The sequence below is a fragment of the Allobosea sp. 47.2.35 genome, from assembly GCF_024655635.1.
In the GTDB taxonomy this organism is placed as follows: Bacteria; Pseudomonadota; Alphaproteobacteria; order Rhizobiales; family Beijerinckiaceae; genus Allobosea.
The window spans coordinates 18217-38690 of the sequence record NZ_JANLGI010000011.1 but is presented as its reverse complement, the minus strand read 5'-3'; the positions used below and the strand labels follow the sequence as shown (position 1 = coordinate 38690).

Genomic DNA, 20474 nt, shown 5'->3' with positions numbered 1-20474 from the left:
GGGTATCCCCTCTCCGGTTGTCGTGATGGTTCAGTAGTGGATGGGCAGCGGCCAGGACGGCTCGCGCTCGGTCTCGTCGACGAGGTCGCGGTAACGGCCGCGGAAGAAGATCAGCGGCGCCGGATTGCCCGGCCGCACCGCATGGCGCAGCACCCGCACCAGGAAGATGACATGGTCGCCGCCGTCATGATGGGCGTAGGGCTCGCATTCGAAATGGGCGAGCGCGCCGGTGATCAGCGGCGCCTGCGCGTGGCCGACCGTGCGCTTGACCTCGGCCCATTTGTCGCTCAGCGCTCGGGCGAAACGGTTGGAAATCTGCTCCTGCTCGCGCGCCAGCACATTGACCGCGAAGCCCTTGGCTTCGAGCATGGCCGGCAGGCTGTTCGCCCGCCTGTCGACGCTGAACAGGACGAGCGGCGGATCGATCGAAACGGAGTTGAACGAACTCATGGTCATGCCGATGAGATCTTCGCCGCTGCCCTGCGCGGTGATGACCGCCACCCCGGTCGCGAACTCGCCCAGGGATTGTCTGAAGGCCCTGCCGTCCATCGTTCCCTCCGGTTGCCATCCGCAACACTCATTTGCTAGATAGCTTTGTAATAAAGCTATCTAGCAAAGTCAACAACCCGAATGACGGACGAATCATGTCGATCGAGAACCGGCGCCTGACCGTGGCGAAGTCCGATTTGCTGGAGGGCGGGAGCGACGCGCGCTTCCGCGACATGCTCTATGACTTCTTCGCCTTCGGCAGCCGGCTGGAGGAAGCCCGCGCGCGCTTCGCCGGCTATATCGGCCTGACACCGCCGCAGTACCTGATCCTGATCGCGGTCGGCCGCGGCGCGCCCGACAACGAACTCGGCGTCGCGCAGGTGGCCGAGCGGCTGCATCTCAGCGGCGCCTTCGTGACCATCGAACTGAACAAGCTGGTGAAGAGCGACCTTGTCGAGAAGCGTCCGCATCCGAGCGACGGGCGCCGGGTCACGCTCACCGTCACGGCAGCCGGCTTCGCGAAGCTGGAGCAGCTGGCCTCACTGCAGCGCCCGGTCAACGACGCACTGTTCGCGCCGCTCGACCGCGAGGCCTTCGAGGCGCTGAGCGGCGTGATGCGCCGCCTCGCCTCCGGAGCCGAACAGGCCATCCACCTCGCGGACCACATCATCGCCAGCGAGACATCGCCGGGGACGCGGAGCTAGGCCGCATTCCTTCCCGCGTTTGCGGCCGCTAGGGTGAGCTTTCTTAGACGGAGCCTGCCATGCCCAAGCGCATCATCACCTCGGACCGCATCCACAAGGGCCGCCTGCCCTTCGCCCAGGCGACCGTCGCTGGCGGCTTCATGTTCGTTTGCTGCGTCGGGACCGACAAGGACGGCAAGCTCGCGATCGGCGATCCCCGGGCGCAGACCCAGCAATGCATCGACAATATCAAGGCGCTGCTCGAAGAGGCCGGCGGCAGCCTCGACGATGTCGTGAAATGCACGGTCTACGTCACCGACCGCGCCTATTGGGAGCCGATGAACGAGGTCTATTTCGCCAATTTCGCCGAGGCGACGCCGCATCGCGTCTCCTGTATCGTCAACGGGTTGGGCTCGCCGAACTGCATCGTCGAGATCGACGCGACCGCCTATCTCGGCGACAAGGCCTGATCGGCGTCCGGTGAGAGCCGCATCGCGCGGGCATAGCCGCGCGGCGCGAAGCGCAGCGCCATCAGCCCTGCCAGCAGGGCGCAAGCCAGATGCATCAGCCAGCCGGCGGTGAAGCTGCCGCCGGCATCGCGCAACAGCGCGACGATCCAGGGCGGGATGGCGGAGATCAGGAAGCCGCCAGCCTGCATCAGAGCCGAGAGCGCCCCGGCATTGGCGGGGTTGTCGAGATGATCGAGCGCCACGATCAGGAAGAGCGCGAAGCCGGCGCCGAGCCCGATGCCGATCGCCACCGCCCAAGCTGTCGGTGCGGCGAGCGGCCACCAGGCGAGGCCAGCGAAACCGACGACCTGACAAGCCAGCGCGAGCCAGATCCAGAAGCGGCGATCGGGATTGCGCGCCGCGAGCGCGGGAATGCCGAGCGCGGCCACGGCCTGGCTCGCCGCCATCCCCGCCAGCAGGCCGCCGCTCTGCGCACCTGACCAGCCCATCGCCTGATAGGCGGGCGCAAGCCAGGCGACGACCGAGGCATAGCCCCCATTCACCAGCCCGAAGCAGATCATCAGGAGCCATGTGCGCGGGCGCCGCAGCAAGATGAGCGCCGGTAAGCCGCCGCCCTGCCCCGATCGGCCGGATGGCAGCGTCACCGCCGAGACCAAAGCCGCCAGCGCCGCCGGCATGGCGATCCAGCCGAGACCGAGATGCCAGCTTCCGGTCTGTTGAGCGATCATCGGCGAGAGTTGGGCGCCGAGCGCGCCGCCGCCCATCAGCATCGCCGAATAGAGCCCCATCACCAGCGCGACGCGGCCGGGGAACTCGGCCTTGACGATGCCGGGGAAGACCGCTTGAACCACCGCGACGCCAAGGCCGCAGAAGGCGGCCGTCGCGATCAGCGCCTCGCCGCTCGTCGTGACCAGACGCAGCGCAGCCGCCGCGCAGAGGATGCAGAGCGCCCCGACCACGGCCATGCGTGCGCCCACCGCGCGCTGGAGCCACGGGCCGGCGAAGGCACAGACGCCCATCAATAGCATCGGCACCAGCGTGAACAGCGAGAGGCTACCAAAACCCAAGCCCGTCGCGGCCTGGATCTCCGCCGCGAGCGGGCCGATTCCGGTCAGGAACGGGCGCAGGTTCAGGCCGACCAGCACCACGGCCGCGAGCAGGAGCGCGCGCGACGCGCCGGATGGCGTAGGCGTCATAGGCTCAGGCCGGATTGGGCTGGCGCCGCTTCCACTCGGTATAGAGATCGGGCCCGGTTTCGAGACGGACGGGCAGATAGGCGATCTTCATCGACTGCTCGGCGAAGGGCTTTGCCAGATCGGCGTAGATCGCCGCCGTCGAGAGGCCAAAGGGCGCGCCGTCATCGTTGGAATAGGCGTAGTAGACCTCGCTGACGCCGGAAAGCCGCATCGCCGCCATGCACATCGGGCAGGGATGGCCACTGGCATAGACGGCGCAGCCGGCGAGGTTCGGCGAGCCGAGCTTGCGGCTCGCCGCGCGCAAAGCCGTCATCTCGGCATGGGCGGTGGGGTCATGGGTCGCGACGGCCTCGTTGACGCCGGTCGCAAGGACCTCGCCATTGCGGACGATCACCGCCCCGAAGGGCCGGCCGCCCTGCTCCATATTGGCCTGGGCGAGTTCGATGGCCTCGCAAAGGAAGCGTTGTGCCTGGCTCATGATCGCCTCCCGGTCAGCGACCGCCGGCAGCGAGCAGGATCTGCTGCATCTTGCTCTGACCGCGGCTGCGGGCGTGCTGGAGCGGGGTGACGCCGTCGCGATCGGCGAGGTTCACATCGGCGCCGGCTGCAAGCAAATCCTTGACGATCTGCTGATGCTTCTCGCCGCCATCGCTCAGGATGATCGCCTCCAGCAGGCCGGTCCAGCCGAGATTGTTGATATGGTCGACCTTGACGCCGGCCGCGATCAGGGTGCGGACCGTCTCGACATGGCCGCGCTCGCAGGCCGGGATCAGGGCCGTGCCGCCATAGCGGTTGGTGCTCTTCAGATCAGCGCCATGTTCGAGCGTCAGCTTGAGGATGGCGAGGTGGCCGCGCGCGCCGGCATAGAGATAGGGGCTGTCGTTCATCGCGTCCTTGGCGTTGACGTCGGCCCCGGCTTCGATCAGGGCGCGGGCGGCGTTGACGCGGTTCTCATGGGTCGCAGCCAGCAAGGCGGTGCGGCCACGCTCGTCGCGTGCATCGATCGTAGCGCCCTCAGCGAGGAGGCGCTTGATCGCAGCGACATCGTCCTTGGCTGCGGCGGCGTGCAATCTGGTGTCGGTCATGGCTTGTCCGAAGGCTGTCTGCGGGCCGAAGGCCAGCAGGAGAAGAACGAAGGCAAGGATCGGCGAAAATCGGGTCAATTCCGTCTCCTTCGGAGGCGCGGGCGGCATCGGCCGGCGCTGCGGCACCCCGTCGATCAGGCCAGGCAAGCTTGCCTTGATCTCTGGATAACGGCCCCGACGTCCATCTGAAAATTAAATATCTGGATATCGCTCAGTGGCTTTGCGAATATGATCGACATCCCCGCTTCACAGATGCGGTACCGGCCCGATGCTCGATCCCCGCCTGCTCCGCTCCTTCGTCGCCATTGCCGATACCGGCAGCTTCACCCAGGCGGCCGAGCGGCTCAACATGACGCAATCGACCATCAGCCAGCAGCTGGCGCGGCTGGAAGAGGCGGTCGGGCGCGGATTGATCGACCGTGTCGCCCGCCCGGTCCAGGCCACGGCCTCGGGCGAGCGCCTGCTCGGCTATGCCCGGCGCATCCTGACGCTGCAGCAGGAGGCGGAGACCATGCTTGGCGATTCCGCCGGCACCGCCTCGATCCGCATCGGCGTGCCCGACGATATCGTCACCGGCAACATGGCGCAGGTCTTCGCCGGCTTCATCCGGCAGCATCGCGAGGTGCGGCTCGACGTGGTCGCGGGCCTGAGCCGCGAATTGACGCGGCGCTACCGGGCCGGCGAGTTCGACGTCGTCATCGTCAAGGAGCCATCCGCGAGTTCCGACCACCGCGCCAGCTATCCGGAGGCGATGGGCTGGTTCGAGAGCACCGAGGCGCCGGAGAGCTGGCCGGAGCCGCTGCCGCTGGTCACCTTCCCGCCCGGCGGGCTTTATCGCGACGCGATGTTCGAGCGGATCGAGCGCGAGCGGCATCGCTGGTACATCGCCCTGTCGAGCAGCAATCTCTACAACGTCATCGTGGCGGTCGAGGCCGGGCTCGGGCTTTCGCTCCTGCCTGTCGGCACCACGATCGGCCGCCGGGTCAGGCCCTACGCAGCCTTCGGCGCGGAGCCGGCGATGGTCGTCTCGATCTATTCCTGGGAGAAGGGCGGCCTTATCGCGGAGCTCGTCGCGGCGATGAGCGCGGTGCTGGCCCAGCGCTACGCCATCCCCGGCCAGAGCTGAGCGGCGTCAGGCGCGGCGGGCGGGGATCATGATCGCTCCGGAAGCGGCGATCACGAGGCAGAGGCCCAGCCAGTCGGTCGGTGTCGGCCGCTCGCCGAGCAACAGCACCGAGCCGAGCACGCCGACCGCCGGCACCATCAGCGTGCCGAGGCTGGCGATGCCGGCTGGCAGCCGCGCCACCACCGTGAACCAGAGGAAATAGGCGAGCGCCTGCGCGCCGATGATGTGGAAGCTCAGCGCCACAGCCACGCGCGGCGAGAGCAGCTTCGGCACCGGCAGGCCTTCGAAGACGAGCATGCCGATGCCTGCGACGACGCCGCCGATCAGCAATTGCCAGGCGGCTATGGTCAGAGCCGGGGCCGAGACCGGCCAGCGCTTGGTCACGATCGTGCCGAATGCCCAGCTCACCGCCGCGAGCAGCGCCAGCATCAGGCCGAAGGAGAGCTGCCCGGCCAGGATCAATGGCAGGCCGAGGCAGACGAGGCCGGAGATGCCGAGCGCAAGCCCCGCGAGGCGCCGGCCGTCGAAAGCCTCGCCCAGCACGAAGCGGGCGAGCAACGTCGCCCAGATCGGCATGGTGAAGGTCAGGATCGCCGCGCGCGAGGTCGGCGCGGCGAGCTGTGCGAAGGCGAGCAGCACGTTGAAGGCGGCGATCGAAAGGAAGCCGGCGACGACCAGGCGCGGCCACTGCCCGCGCGGCACCGCGAGCGGAACGCCACGCGCCAGCGCGATGGCGACGAGCACCAGCCCGGCGAAGCTCATGCCGGCCGTGCGCAGGGCCCAGGGCGCGATCTCGGTCAGCGAGATCCGCACCGCCGGCCAGTTGAAGCCCCAGAGCAGCCCGAGCAGGGGGACGAGCAGCAACGCCCTACCCGGCTTGCCCTCGCTCACCCCTCGATGCTTTCGAGCCCGCACCATTCGGCGACGAAGAGCGCCATGGCGCCGGTGATCCGCTTCACCGAGGCGAGGCTGACGCGCTCGTCGAAGGCGTGGATGTTCTCGCCCATCGGGCCGTAGCAGAGCGCCGGGATCTTGTCGTAGAGCGCATGGACGCGGGTATCGAGATAGGCCGCCGTCATGAAGCTCTTGAGCGGCTTGCCGAGCGCCGCCTCATGGGCGCGGGCGAGCACGGCCTCGGCCTCGCTGCCGGGCTCCAGCACATAGCCCTCGGCCCAGAAGCCGTTGAAGGTCACCTTCGGCGGATTGTTCGCCAGGAAGGAATCGCTACGCGCCGCCTCGCGGATGCAATCTTCGATGCGCTGCGCCGTCTCCTTGGCGGTGACGCCGGGATAGAGCCCGACGCGGCAATCGACCCGGCACCAGCAGGGCACGGAGGAGGCCCAGTCGCCGCCCTCGATCTTGCCGATATTCAGGTTGATCGGGTGCGGATCGTCCTCGAAATGCTCGCGGCCTGCTTTCTCGAGGTTGAATTGCTCCTCGAGCTTGCGCAAAGCCGCGACGACGCGATAGGCGGCGTCGATCGCGTTGGCGCCGGTGCCCATCTCGCGGACATGGGCGGGAATGCCGCGCACCTCGAACTGGAACCAGAGCACGCCGGCATTGGCGCGGGCCAGCATCTCGTATTCCGGCTCGGGGATCAGCGCAGCCTCGGCGCGATAGCCGCGCAAATGCGTCATCAACGCGCCGTTGCCGGTCGATTCCTCCTCGACGACGGATTCGACATAGACCGTCGCCGCCGGCTGCATGCCGATGCGGCGGAGCGCATCGAGGCAGAAGAGATTGGCGGCGGAGCCCGCCTTCATGTCGGCGCTGCCGCGGCCATACATCCAGTCGCCCTCGATCACGGGATCGAAGGGCGAATGCTTCCACTGGTCGACGGGGCCGGCCGGGACGACATCGACATGGGCCTGCAGGATCAGCGAGCGGCCCTTCTCCTCGCGCGGGCGATGGATGCCGACGACGATCGGGGCTTCGGAATGCGTGTCGGAGAAAGGCGCGCCGCCGGGATGAGCCGCGATCAGCTCCTTGTCCATGGCGAAGCGGTCCATGGTGAAGCCGCGCTGCTTCATCGCCCGGAAGATGAAGTCCTGGACCGTGTGCTCCTGCCCGCGGGTCGAGGCGAAGCGGACCAGCTCCTGCGTATAGGCGACCTGCTCGTCGAAGCCCGCCTCGACGGCGGCGAGGATCTTGTCACGCAAGGTGGGATCGAGAGGCATGGGCAGGCTCCGGCTGGGTGTCGTCTATTAGTGCCCGAAGCGCCCGCCGCCCGGCACCGCCGCCAGCAGCTGCCGCGTATACGCGTGCTGCGGGTCGGCGAAGATCGCGGCGGTCGGCCCGCTCTCGACGATGCGCCCGCGCTGCATCACCGCGATCCGGTCGCAGATCTGCGCAGCGACGCGCAGATCATGCGTCACGAAGAGGATGGCGAGGCCGAGCCGGCTCTGGATGTCCTTGATCAGCTTGAGGATCTGGGCCTGCACGGAGACGTCGAGCGCCGAGACCGCTTCGTCTGCGACCAGTACGTCCGGTTCGAGCGCCAGCGCCCTCGCAATGCCGACGCGCTGGCGCTGGCCGCCGGAGAATTCATGCGGATAGCGATCGATGGCATTGGCGGAGAGGCCGACGAGTTCCAGCAATTCCTTCGCCCGCGCCAGCGCCTCCCTGCGCGGCGTGCCATGAGCGACGGGGCCGTCCGAGATGATGCGGCCGACCGTCTGGCGCGGATTGAGCGAGGCGAAGGGGTCCTGGAAGACCATCTGGATGCGCTTGCGCTGGCGGCGCAGTTCGGCGGGCTTCAGTTCGGAGAGGACGAGATCGCCGAGCGCGATGCGGCCGCGGTCGGGTTCGATCAGGCGCAGGCAGCAGCGGCCGACCGTCGACTTGCCCGAGCCGGATTCGCCGACGAGCCCGAGCGTCTCGCCACGGACGAGCGCGAAGGAGATGTCGTCGGCCGCCTTGACCTCGCGCGCGACGCCGAAGAGCGAGCGCTTGCGATAGGTCTTGCCGAGCCCTTCGACGCTGATCACCGGCGCAGTGTCCGGCAGCGGCGGCAACACGGCCGGCGTCAGCGAGGGCACGGCAGCGAGCAGCTTCTGCGTATAGGGATGTTGCGGAGAGCCGAGCACCTGATCGGCCGTGCCCTCCTCGACCAGAACGCCCTTCTCCAGCACGGCGATGCGGTCGGCGATCTCGGCGACCACGCCCATGTCATGGGTGATGAAGAGCACGGCCGTGCCGTGGCGATGGCGCAGGTTGTCGATCAGCTTGAGGATCTGCGCCTGCGTGGTGACGTCGAGCGCGGTGGTCGGCTCATCGGCAATCAGGAGCTTGGGTTCGAGCGCGAGCGCCATCGCGATCATCACGCGCTGGCGCTGGCCGCCCGACAGCTCGTGCGGATAGGCCTTGGCGAGGCGCGGCGGATCGGGCAGGCCGACCTCGGTCAGGAGATCGATGGCGCGGGCCCGGCGCGTCGCCTTGTCGTGCAGGCCATGCGCCTCGAAGGTCTCGACGATCTGGTCGGAGATGCGCATGACCGGGTTCAGCGAGGTCATCGGCTCCTGGAAGATCATGCCGACCTCGCGGCCGCGCACGTCCTGCATCGCCTGCTCGTCGAGGGCGAGGAGATCGCGCCCTGCGAGTTTGATCTGGCCGGCGACCGGCTTCACCGCCTTGGGCAAGAGCCCCATCACGGCATGGGCGATCATCGACTTCCCCGAGCCGGATTCGCCGACGACGCAGAGCGTCTCGCCGGGCTGGATGGCGAGCGTGACCTTTTCGACCGCGTTGGCGCGGTCGGCAATCGCGGGCAATGCCAGCGTCAGGCCTTCGATGGAGAGCGCGGGAGCGGTCATTCGCGCCATCACTCCCGCCCCCTGGCGAGACGCGGGTTCAGGGCATCGTTCAGCCCCTCGCCGGCGAGGTTGAGCGCGAGCACCGTCAGGAAGATCGCGAAGCCCGGGAAGAACGAGATCCACCAGGCATCGAGCAGGCGCGTGCGGCCGGCGCCGACCATGTAGCCCCAGCTCATCAGGTTGGGATCGCCAAGGCCGAGGAAGGAGAGCGAGGATTCCAGCAGGATCGCCGAGCCGATCATCAGCGAGCCCATCACGATGATCGGCGCGATGGTGTTGGGCAGGACCTGACTGAAGATGATCCGCGGCGTCGACTGGCCGATGGTGACGGCCGCCTGGACATATTCGCGACTTCGCAGCGAGAGCACCTCCCCTCGCACCAATCGCGCCACGGGTGGCCAACTGACCACGCCTATCGCGAGCACGATCGATCCCAATTGCGGCTGCAGGATCGCGACCAACACGATGGCGAGCGCGAAGGAGGGAATGGTCTGGAAAAACTCGGTGAAGCGCATCAGCGCGTCGTCGACGAAGCCGCCGGCATAGCCTGCGACCGCGCCAAGCGGCACGCCGATGACCAGCGCGACCAGGGTCGACACCACGCCGATCATCAGCGAGACGCGCGCGCCATGGACGAGGCCGGCGGCGAGGTTGCGGCCGAGCGTGTCGGTGCCGAGCGGGAAGCGCTCGTTGACGAAGGGCGCGAGGAAAGGCCGCGCCACCGGGCGCCAGGGCGATTGCGGATAGAGCGTCGGCGCCAGGACCGCGAAGGCGATGACGGCGAGCAGGATGACGATGCCGATGACGGCGCCGCGATTGCGGGCGAAGCGCTTGAGGAAGTTCATGCGTGCGCCTCGATGCGCGGATCGACGATCCGGTAGACCAGATCGGTCGCGATGTTGAAGCAGACGACCATCGCCGAGGAGACGAAGAAGACGCCGAGCAGGACGGAATAGTCGCGCTGGACCAGCGCATCGAACATCAGCCGACCGATGCCGGGCCAGGCGAAGACGGTCTCGGTGAGGACCGCGCCGCCGACGAGCTGGCCCGCCTGCAGGCCTGCCAGCGTCACCACCGGCAGGATGGCGTTGCGCGCGACATGCCGGCGCCAGACGCGGGGCTGCGACACGCCCTTGGCGCGCGCCGTCTTGACGAAATCGGCGCCCGCCACCTCCAGCATCGAGGCCCGCATCATCCGGGCATAGAGCGCGGTGAAGAACAGGCCGAGCGTGAGCGAGGGCAGGATGAGATGCTGGCCGATATCGAGCGCGCGGGCGAGGCCGGTATAGTTTGCGCCGATGGTTTCGTAGCCGACATTGGGGACGAGCCCGAGCTTGAGCGCGAAGACGATCTGGCTCATCAGCGCGATCCAGAACAGCGGCGTCGCGTAGAAGGCCAGAGCCAGCGTGGTGATCAGGCTGTCCGACCATTTGCCGGCGCGGCGCGCGGCGAGCGCGCCCATCGCCGTGCCGACGACGAGCGAGACGATGAAGGCCGCGCCGGTCAGCAGCAGCGTCGCCGGCAAGCGCTCCATGATCAGGCTGAGCACCGGCTGCTGCTGGCGATAGCTGAAGCCGAGATCGAAGGTGAGATAACCCTTCAGATAGATCCAGAGCTGGGTCAGGAAGGGCTGATCGAGACCGAAACGGGCGCGCAACTGCTCAAGGAGCTGCGCATCGGCGGCGCCCGCCTCGCCGGCCAGCACCTGCGCGGGGTCACCCGGTGCCGCCCGGATCAGCAGGAAATTCAGCACGGCGATGGCGAAGAGGACGATGACGCCCTTCACGAGCCGGCCGGCGAGGAATTGCGCGAGGTTCATTCAGGACTTTCGTGAAGCCTGTCATCCCGCGCGCGCCGCGGCGCGAAGCGCCACTGCGCAGACGCGGGACCGTCGTCAGGACGAGGCTGCCTTGTAGGCTAACCCCGATAAGACCCCGGATCGCCGCTTCGCGGCGTCCGGGATGACACGCGCGGTCACTCCTTCCAGGCGTCGCGGAAGCCGTCGTTCACGCCGACGCCGGTGGTGACGAGGTTCTTGACGTTGCAGCGGTAGATGGTCGGGAAATCCATCTCCAGCAGCCAGAGTACCGGCAATTCGTCGGCCAAAAGCTTCTGGACCTTGGTGTAGAGGTCCTGGCGCTCCTTGTCGGTCGGCGCGATCGCGGCGTCGGCGAAGAGCTTGTCGACCTCCGGATTGGAGTAGCCCCCGACATTGGCGAAGGGATTGCCCTTGGCGATGTTGGAGGAGATGTAGGAGCGGGCCACGCCCATGGCGGGGTCGCCGAGCTGGTAGAGGAAGTTGAAGTTCAGGTCGAAATCCCAGTTCGACGCCTTCTGCGTCCAGCCGGGCACGTCGGTGTTCTCGATCTGCACCTTGACGCCGACATCCTCGAAATTCTGCTTGATGGCCTCGGACCAGCGGCTCCAGGTCTCGCCATAGGGCAGGTTCAGGAGCTTGATCGTCTCGCCCTTGTAGCCGGAAGCCTTGATCAGCTCCTTCGCCTTGGCGGGATCGTAAGTGTATTTCGGCACGTCGCCCGAATAGAACTTGGTCTTGGACGAGATCGGCCCGGTCGGCAGCTTGCCGAGGCCGCCCCAGACCACGTCCTTCCCGAATTCGCGGTCGATCGCGTACATCAGGCCCTGGCGGAACTGCTTGTTGCCGAGGATGCCGTTGCGCACGTTGGGCGTGAGCCAGGCATGGGGGGCGAACATCTCCCAGCCCTTGGTCGTCATGCAGGTATTGGGCAGCTTGGAGAGGCGCGCGACGTCGTAGACATCGACCGAGCCACCGGTCAGCACATCGACCTTGCCCGTCTCATAGGCAACGGCGCGGGCGGCTGCATCGGGAATGATCTGCCAGTAGATCTCGTCGAGATTCGGCTTGCCCTTCAGCCAGTAGTCCTCGTTCTTTACGAGGTGGATATAGGAGCCCTTCTTCCACTCCTTGAGCTTGAAGGGGCCGGTGCCGATCGGCGTGTTGTTGGCCGGGTTCGCGCGGTAATCCGTGCCGTCATAGATATGCTTCGGGATCATCGGCGCGGAGGCGACCTCCTGCGTCATGATCATCGGGCCGAAGGGCTGCTTCAGCGTGATCTTCACGGTGAGATCGTCGACCTTCTCGATCTTCTCGACCTGCGCATTGACGATCGGGCGCCAGCGCGGATGGACGTCGCGCAGGAACTTGTCGAGGGTGAAGACGACGTCGTCGGCCGTGAACGGCTTGCCGTCATGCCATTTCACGCCTTCCTGGAGCTTGAAGGTGTAGGTCTTGGCGTCCGGCGAGATTTCCCAGCTCTTGGCGAGCGAGGGCTGCGGCTCGAGCTTCTCGTTGTAGCGCAGCAGCGATTCATAGATGTTGCCGGCGACCATGTTGGTCGGGCCGTTCTGGTTGAGGCCCTGCATCAGCATCGGCGGCTCGGGCTGGACGACGACATGGACCGTCCCGCCCTTCTTCGGCTCCTGTGCCTGCGCGGCGCCCAGAACGAAAACCGACGCAGCCAGCGCCAGACTCAACCGCAACCCCGTCATCCCACGCACCATCTGCTCGTTCCCCTGCCTCGTACCGAGATCGTATCGTTTGAATCGGGCCTCATAGGACCGGACCGGCGCCATCGCACCCGATCCCGTGTCTCTTGGCAAGCGCCGCGCCAACTGATCTCGCGCCCTAGCGAGCCATGCCCGCCAGCACGTCCCGCATCGAGGCGCTGGAAATGCCGAACAGGCCGCCATAATGCGTCTCGAGATCCGTGATGACGAACATCACCGTCGAGATCGAGACGATGCCGATCGCGAGCACGATCGCGGCGAGACGCTTGCGGGGTATCTGCAGGCCGAAGCTCAGGAAGACCAGCATCAGCCAGAAGGTCATAATGCTCGTGAACAGCGGCGAGACAGGGCCGCGCACGTCCTCGACCACGGCCCAGCGCCGCTGCTGCAGCCGCTGATAGGTCGCGCGGCACTCCGCCGCGACATTGGCATGGAGCGCGTCGGCTGGAGCCAGCGCGTTAATCGCCCGGCCGATGCGCGCGATCAGGGCGCCGAGCGAGGGATCGGCACCTTCGCGGGCCATGCCCGTCGTATCAGGATAGGAGACGCCTTCTTGCTTCGGCTCCAGCGGCCAGGTGCTGGCGATGACGCCTGCCGTGTAGCTGCGCAGGTCGAGACGGATCGGTTCAGCCCCTGCCCCGTAGGCGCGCAGGCATTCGTCGAGCTGCGCGAGCCCGGCCGCGTCGGCATTGCGGTCGCGATAGGCCTGGTCGAACGCGCCCTTGACGTTGGAGAGCTGCAGGCTGAGCACCAGAGCGGCAAAGGTGACGAGCAGGCTCGTCACCAGCCGGATGGCCTCCAGGGTGCGCTCGGACAGATGCTCCTCGGACAGCCAGCCGCGCAGCTTGATGCCAAAGATGGCACTGCCGCTCAGCAATGCGCAGAAGATGAAGGCTGCCAGCGTTTCGGTCATGGTCGCGGTCGCTTCGGGCGGACGCGGTTCTTATGCATCCTGACCCAGATGGGCGTGCGATCGCGAGCCCTGTCAACATCTCCGACGGCGATGAGCCGCCGCCTGCCACGCCCTCAGCGGAGTTCCTCGACATAGGTCGCGACGAAGCGGACGAGCTCGCTCTGCCGGGCGGTGCCAGTCTTGGCGAAGAGGCGCTGGAGATGGGTCCGGGCCGTGGTCGGCGCGATGCCAAGCCGCTTGGCGGCGATGATCGTGTCGAGCCCCTCGACCATCAGGGCGAGCATGCGCTCCTCGGTCGGGGTCAGGCCGCAGGCCTCGCTGACCCGGGCGATGTTGCGGTCGATCGCGCTCTCGGGGTCGTCCACCGTCAGCACGAACAGTTCGATGCTCGCCAGATGGACGGCATCGACGGCGATCTGGCGGCCGTTACGCAGCACCAGCGGCAGCCGCGTCTCGCCGGCGGCACTGCCGGAGCGGCAACGCTTCAGCCAGACCTGCAATCGCGCCATGAAATCCTTGTCGCTGGCCGTGAAGCGGTCGAGGCCGCCGAGCCCGTCGCGGGCGAGAGCTTCCGCACCGCGGTTGCCGAAGCGCTGGTTCAATTCGGCATCGATGACGAAAACCGGCCTGGAAGCCTTCCCGAAGGCATCGGAAGCTATGTCATGGCGTGGCGGAAACGGGGTGTAGCTCGTCCTGCCGACAATCGAGACATGAAGCGACATTGCAATATCCATCCTGCAATCCACGGACCGCCGCGCCACCTTGCCCGGGTCACCCGAGACTTGCCGGATACGGCTCCGTTCCTCTTGGTCGCGGCAGATCGCGGCGAGGTTCAAGGCCCTCGGGCTTTGGACTGTTATTGGATATTAAAAATGGAAGCCCGAAGCGGCTGCCCCTACCGCAGGATGTCAGGCGGTCAGCGTCAGCTTGTAGGTATAGGTATCGCCGCGGAACAGGCCCTCGACATATTCGAGCATGTCGCCGTCGGCGCCGTAGCTGCGTCGCTTGATCAGCAGGCACGGCACGGGAACCGCGAAGCCGAAGATCGCGCATTCATCGACGGTGGGCGCCGCCGCCTCGATGGTCTGGTCGCAACGCATCAGCGGCAGGCCGAGCGCCGCGAGACGGGCATAGACCGAGCCCGAGAGATCGCTCTCGGCCAGATCGGGGGCGCGCTCCAGATTGTACCAGGCGACCTCGCGCGACATCGGGATATCGTCACCCGAACGGATGCGGACCAGCTTGAGGAAGCGCGCATGCGAGGAGCGGCCGAAAATCGAGGCGATCGAGCGGTCATTCACCACGGATCGCTCGACGATCCGTGACGAAGGCACCCGGCCGAGCTCCTTCATCTCCTCGGTGAAGCCCTTGAGCCGATCCATGCCGGAATGCAGGCGCGGCCCCGTACCCTGGACGATCGAGCCGAGGCGCCCCTGCGCGCTCAGCAACTTTCGCTCGCGCAAGGCGTTGTAGGACCGCTGAACGGTGGCGCGGCTGATGCTGAGGCGCTCGGCAAGCTGACGCTCGGCCGGCAGCGTCGTGCCCGCCGGCAGAGTGCCGTCGCCGATCAATTGAGACAGCTGGTCTTCGAGCTGCTGATAGAGCGGCTTGGCGGTATCGCTGCGCAGCTCCAGCAGGTCCTGGAAGGGCGGCTTTGGGAGAAGCGGTTTAGGCACTGTCGTGGTTTGCATGTGCGTGTCACAACCCGCGTAGCAGTTCGTGAATGGCAAAATCAAATTCCCGGAGACTGCCGTGACCGGCAAACCCGTCTTTGTGCTCGGAAGCTTCGTCGTCGCCTGTTCGGCGAAGGTCGCCCGCTTTCCGCGCCCGGGAGAAGCGCTCGCCGCCGAGACGGTGACCATCGAACCCGGCGGCAAGGGGCTGAACCAGGCGATCATGGCGCGGCGTCTCGGCGCCAACGTGGAGGGCCTCCTTGCTGTGGGTGACGACCTCGCAGCCGCCTTCGCCCCGCCGGCGCTCGAACGGGCCGGCCTGCCGCCATCCATGCTGATCCGGCTCAAGGGCAGTACCGGAAGCGGCATCGGCTTCACCGATGCGAGCGGAGAAACCTGCGTCGCCATCGCATCCGGCGCCAATCTCGCTCTCTCGGCAGAGCATGTCTGGCAGCGGGCGCCGGCCATCACCGAGGCGGCGCTGGTGACGGCCCAGTTCGAGATCGGCGACGCGCCGATCGAGGCGGCTTTCGCCCTGGCCCGACAGGCCAGCGTCCCGACCCTGCTCAACCCCTCGCCCTTCCGGCTCATCCCGGAGGCGATGCTGGCGCTGACCTCGATCCTGATCGTCAACGAGACCGAGGCCGGCAACCTCGCGCTCTCGCTCGGTCTGGAGCCAGATGGAGCGACGGAGCCGCAGCATTTCGCAGCGGAGTTGGCGCCGAGGGTGATGACATGGGGGCCGGAGCTCATCGTCATGACGCGGGGCGCAGCCGGAGCGATCGCCGTTACAGCGCACGGTCAGGTCATTGAGCAGAACGGCTTCGCCGTCGAGACCGTGGATTCGCTCGGAGCCGGCGATGCCTTCGCCGCAACGCTCGGCGTCCGGCTGGCAACGGGACGCTCCCTGCCCGGCGCTCTGCGCGATGCCGCGATCGCCGGGGCGCTGACCACCACCCGAAATGGCGTCTTCGACGCGCTCCCGACGCTCGCTGCCATCGAAGCCGTAAGCGGCGAATAAAGCAGTCTTCAATCGATAAAAAACTTTGGATTGTTTTTGGACTTTTCCCGAGCGACCCATGCTGCTAGCTTCTGCGAGGTGCACCGCGCGTGCGCCTTCCGTGGCCAGCCGGGACTTCTCATGCCGCGCCTCGATGTCGATACCGTCATGTCCGCGATCGACCAGTTGCTGGCCGGTGCGATGGACGAAGAACAGATGCAGGCTGCCGCCGAAGCGATGCGGCTGTTGTTCAACGGCTCGAAGGCCTGCTTCGCCGGCTTCGGGCCGAGCCCGGAGGACTGGGCGTCCTATGCGACCAATCCCGATGCCGCGTTGCAGGAGCGCTGCTTCGGCGACCTCGCCTCCGACTTCATCGAGATGGGCGACGCGCTGCGCGACATCCCTCTCGGCGTGATCTACCGTGACAACGAGGTGTTCGGCGAGGAAGCCCTGCGCAGCACCCGCGTCTGGCAGGAATGGATGCGCCCGCAGGACATGTATGGCGGCATGGCCTGCCGCCTCGCCAAGACCGGGGAGGCCTTCTGGTTCTTCGACGTCCAGCGCGGCCGGCAGCAGGAGAGCTTCGACGCCGAAGAGGCTGCCCTGCTCGAAAAGCTCTATCCGGTGCTCCGGCGTGTCGTGGAACTGCGCCGCCATATCGGCCGGGTGACGATCCAGCGCGACGAGGCGCGCAGCGCGCTCGACCGCGTCGCCATGGGCATCGCCATTCTCGATCAGGACATGCGGATCGCCTATGCCAATGAGGGCGCCGACGAGATCCTGTCCGATCCGGATAGCGTGGTCGGGCTGCGGCAGGGGCGGCTCTTCGCGCGCCAGCCGGCCGACCAGCGCCAGCTCCGATTGCTGGTCGAGGGCGCGCTGCGCAGCGCGCAGGACCCTCTGGCCCCCACACAGGCCAGCATGATCCTGCATGGCGAGGACGGCTCTCATTCGCTTTCAGCCTGCGCCATGCCAGCGCCTCCCTCCCCGCAGGCACATGTGGCCGGCAAGGTGCTGATCGCGCTGCGGCGGCTTGAAACGGCGACCAATCTCGTGGCGTGCGCGCGCCAGCTCTTCGATCTCACAGACGCGGAAGCGAAGTTCGCCTCAGCGCTCGCAAGCGGATCATCCCTGACGGAAGCGGCCGAAGCCCAGGGCGTCCGGATATCGACCGCACGCACGCATCTGGCGCGCATCTTCCAGAAGACGAACACGCGCCAGCAAAGTCAGCTCGTTTCACTGCTGCGCAGCGCGGCGCTCCCCCTGCGCCCACGCTGAGACATCGACATCGGGGCTGGATCGGGACGCATTCGCGAGCCTTGCCCGGCTCGCCTGCCCGGTATCCCCTCCGTCAGGCCACGGAGGAGAGGTTAAGGGAACTCGCGTACGCCTTTCGTCATCCAAATGACGGATAAGACCTTAGCCCTGGCAGGCTTATTCGCCGGGCTGCGGGCCGTCATAGCCGCCGATGATGACCAGATCGGACTGGCCAGCGGCGCTGAGATGCTTCACCGCCTCCTGATATTCCGGCGAGGCGTAGCAGGCGCGGGCCGTCTCCTCGTCCTTGAACTCGATGACGACATTGTGCTTGCGCCCCTCGCCGCGGGCGAGCTTGTACTCGCCGCCGCGGACCAGGAACTTCGCCCCGTATTTGGCGAAGGCAACGGCATTGAGCGAACGGTACTTGGCGTAGGCCTCGGCGTTCTCGACGTCGACGCGCGCGATCCAGTAGCCTTTGGCCACGATCAGACGCCTTCGACCGCGACGAGATCGATCTCGCCGGCGCCTTCGCGCAGCTTGCGCGCCTCCGCATATTCCGGGGAGAAGAGATAGGCGCGGGCCGTCTCGAAATCCTTGAACTCGAGGATGACGTTGCGGGCGCGACCCTCGCCTTCTCCGACCGTCATCTGGCCACCGCGCACGACCGGCACGCCGCCATACTGCTTGATGACCTCGGAGGCCTTGGCGGCATAGCTCGCCCATTTGGTCGCGTCGGAGACCTTGGCGCGGCCGATGACATATCCCTTGGGCATGGTGCAATCCGTTCGCTGAATCGGGTCTGAGGCTATTCTTTTGTTCGGTCATCGGATTGATCCGAAAAGTGGACGCCACTTTTCGGTCCGATGCCCCCGGAGCTTACGAAGCCGCGACGATCTCGTCCATGACCGCGCCCGCCGCCGCACGCGGGTCTGCCGCGCGGATGATGGGACGCCCGACGACCAGATGGTCGGCGCCGATGCGGATCGCCTCGGCCGGAGTGAGCGTGCGCTTCTGGTCCCCCGCCGCGCTGCCGGAGGGACGGATGCCCGGCGTCACGATGACCATGTCCTTGCCAATGACCTCGCGCACGATCTCGGCCTCGGCGGCCGAGCAGACGATGCCGTCGATGCCAGCCGTGCGGGCCTGCTCGGCGCGCAGGCGCACGAGATCGCGCACGGCGAGCCCATAGCCGGCATCGCGCAGGTCGCCGTCGTCATAGGAGGTCAGCGCGGTGACCGCGAGCAGCTTGAGGGCGGCATCACCGCGCCCTTCGACCGCGCCGCGCATGGTCTGCGGATAGGCATGGACCGTGAGGAAGGTGACGCCCAGCTTGGTGAGCGAATCCACACCCTCGGTCACGGTGTTGCCGATGTCGTGCAGCTTGAGATCGAGGAAGACTTTCTTGCCTTCGGCGACCAGCTGGCGGGCGAGGTCGAGCCCGCCGGCGAAGGCGAGGCGATAGCCGATCTTGTAGAAGGAGACACCGTCGCCCAGCGTCGAGACGAGGCGATAGGCATCCCACACGGTCGGCACATCGAGGGCGACGATCAGGCGGTCGCGGACGTCGTTGATCTTCTGGTTCATCAACCGGCTCCCTGAGTTTCGAGGGAAGGCGCACGATTCGAGAGCGGATGCAAGCGCCAGCGCCACTGCCTGAATGCGTAGAACATCCTTCTGCGCATCGATGCCTTGCCAACAAAACTGTTCCCGCTTTCAGGCCAATCCTCTAGGCGTCACGCTCCGTTGTTCCGGAGACCCCGAGCATGTCCCTGGCTGCCCTGATCGGGTTTCTGCTGCTGACCGGCATGGCGGCCTATGTCCAGACCCTGACCGGCTTCGCCTTCGGGCTGATCACGATGGGCGGCGTCGGCCTGACCGGACTGCTCTCGCTGCCGGATGCGGCGATGCTCGTCAGCGTGCTCACGCTGGTCAACGCGACGCAGATGCTGCTCAAGGGCTGGCGCGATGTCGACTGGCGCAAGTTCGGGCTGGTGCTGATCGCGAGCTGGCCCTTTCTCTTCATCGGCTTCCATCTGCTGGAATGGCTCGCCGCCAGCCGTGCCGACCTGCTCAAGCTGGCGCTCGGCCTCGTGATCATCGTCTCAAGCCTGCAACTGGCGCGGAAGCCCGATCCGCTGAAGCAGCCATCGGGAGCGCCGAGCTACCTCTTCTTCGGCAGCATCGCCGGGCTGATGGGCGGGATGTTCTCCACCGCCGGCCCGCCGCTCGTCTACCACTTCTACCGGCAGCCGATGCCGCTCGTCGTCATCCGGGAAACGCTGGTCACGGTCTTCGCGCTGAACGCCCTGTTCCGCACGGGGCTGGTCATCGCCACCGACCAGATCCCCGCACCCGCGACACTCTCGGGGCTCTTCGCCATTCCGGCGGTGATGCTGGGCACGCATCTGGCGCGGCGCTATCCGCCGCCGCTTTCGCAGGCCGTCATGCGGCAGATCGTGTTCCTGCTGCTGTTCCTGTCGGGTGTCTCGCTCGGCGCGCCGGCCGTCGCGCATCTGCTGAAAGGGGCGTTCTGACGCCCCGACGCATCAGAACTCCGGCTCCTGCGGGACCTGCGCGGCGAAGACCTGCTGGAAGACCTGCGCCCAGACATCCGGCGGCTGCGCACCGGACACCGCGAGCTTGCTGTCGATGATGAAGAAGGGCACGCCGGTGACGCCGACCTTGCGGGCGTGATCCTCCAGCCCGACAACGGTCTCGCGCAATTCGTCATTGGCGAGCTCGTCGCGGGCAGCCTGCTCGTCGAAACCCTGCTCGACCGCGATCTGAATCAGCGTCTCGATATCGCCGATGTCGCGCCCGTCCTGCCAATAGGCCTTGAACAGGGCGGCCGTCATGTCGCCGCCGCGCTGCACGGTGGAGGCGGCCGCGACCAGCATATGAGCCATGCGCGTGTTGACGCTGCGCGTCACCTTCGTCCAGTTGAAGGTGACGCCGCTCTCCAGCGCCGCTTCCGACAGGCGGACTTCGATCTCCTTGCGCTTGCCGGGGCCGAACTTGCTTTCGAGATATTCGTTGCGGTCCATGCCCTCGGCGGGCATTTCCGGGTTCAATTCATAAGGCAGCCAGGTGATGGCGAAGCGCTCGGTCAGGCCGTAGCGCTCCAGCGCCGTCTCCAGCCGCGCGCGGCCGATGAAGCACCAGGGGCAGGCGATGTCGGAAACGATCGCGAGCGGCAGCTTGTCCTGCATATCGGTATC

23 protein-coding genes are annotated in these 20474 nt (G+C 66.8%); 6 read left to right on the top strand and 17 right to left on the bottom strand.

Annotation, left to right across the window (positions count from 1 at the left end; genetic code table 11):
* Positions 1–30: 30 nt before the first annotated feature.
* Complete coding sequence (locus NUV79_RS14800; RefSeq protein ID WP_257733862.1) at positions 31–549, bottom strand: flavin reductase family protein; 519 nt, start codon at positions 547–549, stop codon at positions 31–33.
* 95 nt (positions 550–644) lie between these two features.
* Here NUV79_RS14800 and NUV79_RS14795 point away from each other — a divergent pair, with 95 nt between their 5' ends.
* Complete coding sequence (locus tag NUV79_RS14795) at positions 645–1193, top strand: MarR family winged helix-turn-helix transcriptional regulator (protein ID WP_257733861.1); 549 nt, start codon at positions 645–647, stop codon at positions 1191–1193.
* Between the two features lie 59 nt (positions 1194–1252).
* Complete coding sequence (locus NUV79_RS14790) at positions 1253–1642, top strand: RidA family protein (RefSeq protein WP_257733860.1); 390 nt, start codon at positions 1253–1255, stop codon at positions 1640–1642.
* Here the strand turns inward: NUV79_RS14790 and NUV79_RS14785 are convergent.
* The 3 genes from NUV79_RS14785 to NUV79_RS14775 are packed head-to-tail and all read right to left on the bottom strand — an operon-like array spanning position 1621 to position 4001.
* Positions 1621–2838, bottom strand: coding sequence for a cyanate transporter (locus NUV79_RS14785; protein ID WP_257733859.1), 1218 nt, complete (start codon positions 2836–2838; stop codon positions 1621–1623). The two genes, NUV79_RS14790 and NUV79_RS14785, sit on opposite strands and share 22 nt — an antisense overlap.
* Positions 2839–2842: 4 nt before the next feature.
* Positions 2843–3316: a nucleoside deaminase gene (locus NUV79_RS14780; RefSeq protein WP_257733858.1), complete on the bottom strand. Its 474-nt coding sequence runs from the start codon at positions 3314–3316 to the stop codon at positions 2843–2845.
* A gap of 13 nt (positions 3317–3329) precedes the next feature.
* Entirely contained in the window at positions 3330–4001 is a 672-nt protein-coding gene (locus NUV79_RS14775) for an ankyrin repeat domain-containing protein (protein ID WP_374679276.1), read from the bottom strand.
* A 190-nt stretch (positions 4002–4191) separates the two neighbouring features.
* Here NUV79_RS14775 and NUV79_RS14770 point away from each other — a divergent pair, with 190 nt between their 5' ends.
* Positions 4192–5049 carry a LysR family transcriptional regulator gene (locus tag NUV79_RS14770; RefSeq protein ID WP_257733857.1) on the top strand — a complete coding sequence of 286 codons (858 nt, stop codon included), beginning with the start codon at positions 4192–4194 and terminating at the stop codon, positions 5047–5049.
* Positions 5050–5055: 6 nt separating this feature from the next.
* Here NUV79_RS14770 and NUV79_RS14765 read toward each other — a convergent pair whose 3' ends face one another.
* The 9 genes from NUV79_RS14765 to NUV79_RS14725 all read right to left on the bottom strand — a co-directional run bounded on the left by NUV79_RS14765 (position 5056) and on the right by NUV79_RS14725 (position 15014).
* Entirely contained in the window at positions 5056–5940 is an 885-nt protein-coding gene (locus NUV79_RS14765) for a DMT family transporter (protein WP_257733856.1), read from the bottom strand.
* A complete protein-coding gene (locus NUV79_RS14760) occupies positions 5937–7226 on the bottom strand; it encodes an ArgE/DapE family deacylase (RefSeq protein WP_257733855.1) in 1290 nt (429 codons plus the stop codon). Before NUV79_RS14760 ends, NUV79_RS14765 begins: the two co-directional genes overlap by 4 nt.
* Positions 7227–7253: 27 nt before the next feature.
* Positions 7254–8861: an ABC transporter ATP-binding protein gene (locus tag NUV79_RS14755; protein WP_257733854.1), complete on the bottom strand. Its 1608-nt coding sequence runs from the start codon at positions 8859–8861 to the stop codon at positions 7254–7256.
* A gap of 8 nt (positions 8862–8869) precedes the next feature.
* Positions 8870–9706, bottom strand: coding sequence for an ABC transporter permease (locus NUV79_RS14750; protein ID WP_257733853.1), 837 nt, complete (start codon positions 9704–9706; stop codon positions 8870–8872).
* Positions 9703–10680: an ABC transporter permease gene (locus NUV79_RS14745; protein ID WP_257733852.1), complete on the bottom strand. Its 978-nt coding sequence runs from the start codon at positions 10678–10680 to the stop codon at positions 9703–9705. The genes NUV79_RS14750 and NUV79_RS14745 overlap by 4 nt, the downstream gene beginning before the upstream one ends.
* Before the next feature lie 155 nt (positions 10681–10835).
* A complete protein-coding gene (locus NUV79_RS14740) occupies positions 10836–12392 on the bottom strand; it encodes an ABC transporter substrate-binding protein (RefSeq protein ID WP_257733851.1) in 1557 nt (518 codons plus the stop codon).
* Between the two features lie 136 nt (positions 12393–12528).
* Positions 12529–13323, bottom strand: a complete 795-nt coding sequence (locus tag NUV79_RS14735; RefSeq protein ID WP_257733850.1) for a bestrophin-like domain — start codon at positions 13321–13323, stop codon at positions 12529–12531.
* Positions 13324–13436: 113 nt separating this feature from the next.
* Entirely contained in the window at positions 13437–14045 is a 609-nt protein-coding gene (locus tag NUV79_RS14730; protein WP_257733849.1) for a helix-turn-helix transcriptional regulator, read from the bottom strand.
* A gap of 186 nt (positions 14046–14231) precedes the next feature.
* Positions 14232–15014 carry a GntR family transcriptional regulator gene (locus tag NUV79_RS14725; protein WP_257733848.1) on the bottom strand — a complete coding sequence of 261 codons (783 nt, stop codon included), beginning with the start codon at positions 15012–15014 and terminating at the stop codon, positions 14232–14234.
* A 61-nt stretch (positions 15015–15075) separates the two neighbouring features.
* Between NUV79_RS14725 and NUV79_RS14720 the strand changes: the two genes are divergently transcribed.
* Entirely contained in the window at positions 15076–16017 is a 942-nt protein-coding gene (locus NUV79_RS14720; protein ID WP_257733847.1) for a PfkB family carbohydrate kinase, read from the top strand.
* Between the two features lie 120 nt (positions 16018–16137).
* Complete coding sequence (locus NUV79_RS14715) at positions 16138–17274, top strand: helix-turn-helix transcriptional regulator (RefSeq protein ID WP_257733846.1); 1137 nt, start codon at positions 16138–16140, stop codon at positions 17272–17274.
* 156 nt (positions 17275–17430) lie between these two features.
* Here the strand turns inward: NUV79_RS14715 and NUV79_RS14710 are convergent, their stop codons facing one another.
* From NUV79_RS14710 to pyrF, 3 genes are all read right to left on the bottom strand, one after another.
* Complete coding sequence (locus tag NUV79_RS14710) at positions 17431–17739, bottom strand: DUF1330 domain-containing protein (protein ID WP_257733845.1); 309 nt, start codon at positions 17737–17739, stop codon at positions 17431–17433.
* A gap of 2 nt (positions 17740–17741) precedes the next feature.
* Complete coding sequence (locus NUV79_RS14705) at positions 17742–18029, bottom strand: DUF1330 domain-containing protein (RefSeq protein ID WP_257733844.1); 288 nt, start codon at positions 18027–18029, stop codon at positions 17742–17744.
* Between the two features lie 103 nt (positions 18030–18132).
* Complete coding sequence (gene pyrF, locus NUV79_RS14700; RefSeq protein WP_257733843.1) at positions 18133–18840, bottom strand: orotidine-5'-phosphate decarboxylase; 708 nt, start codon at positions 18838–18840, stop codon at positions 18133–18135.
* A 179-nt stretch (positions 18841–19019) separates the two neighbouring features.
* Between pyrF and NUV79_RS14695 the strand changes: the two genes are divergently transcribed.
* Positions 19020–19790 carry a sulfite exporter TauE/SafE family protein gene (locus NUV79_RS14695; protein ID WP_257733842.1) on the top strand — a complete coding sequence of 257 codons (771 nt, stop codon included), beginning with the start codon at positions 19020–19022 and terminating at the stop codon, positions 19788–19790.
* Positions 19791–19802: 12 nt separating this feature from the next.
* On the opposite strand, the gene NUV79_RS14690 is transcribed toward NUV79_RS14695, so the two are convergent.
* Positions 19803–20465 carry a DsbA family oxidoreductase gene (locus NUV79_RS14690; protein ID WP_257733841.1) on the bottom strand — a complete coding sequence of 221 codons (663 nt, stop codon included), beginning with the start codon at positions 20463–20465 and terminating at the stop codon, positions 19803–19805.
* Between the last annotated feature and the right edge of the window lie 9 nt (positions 20466–20474).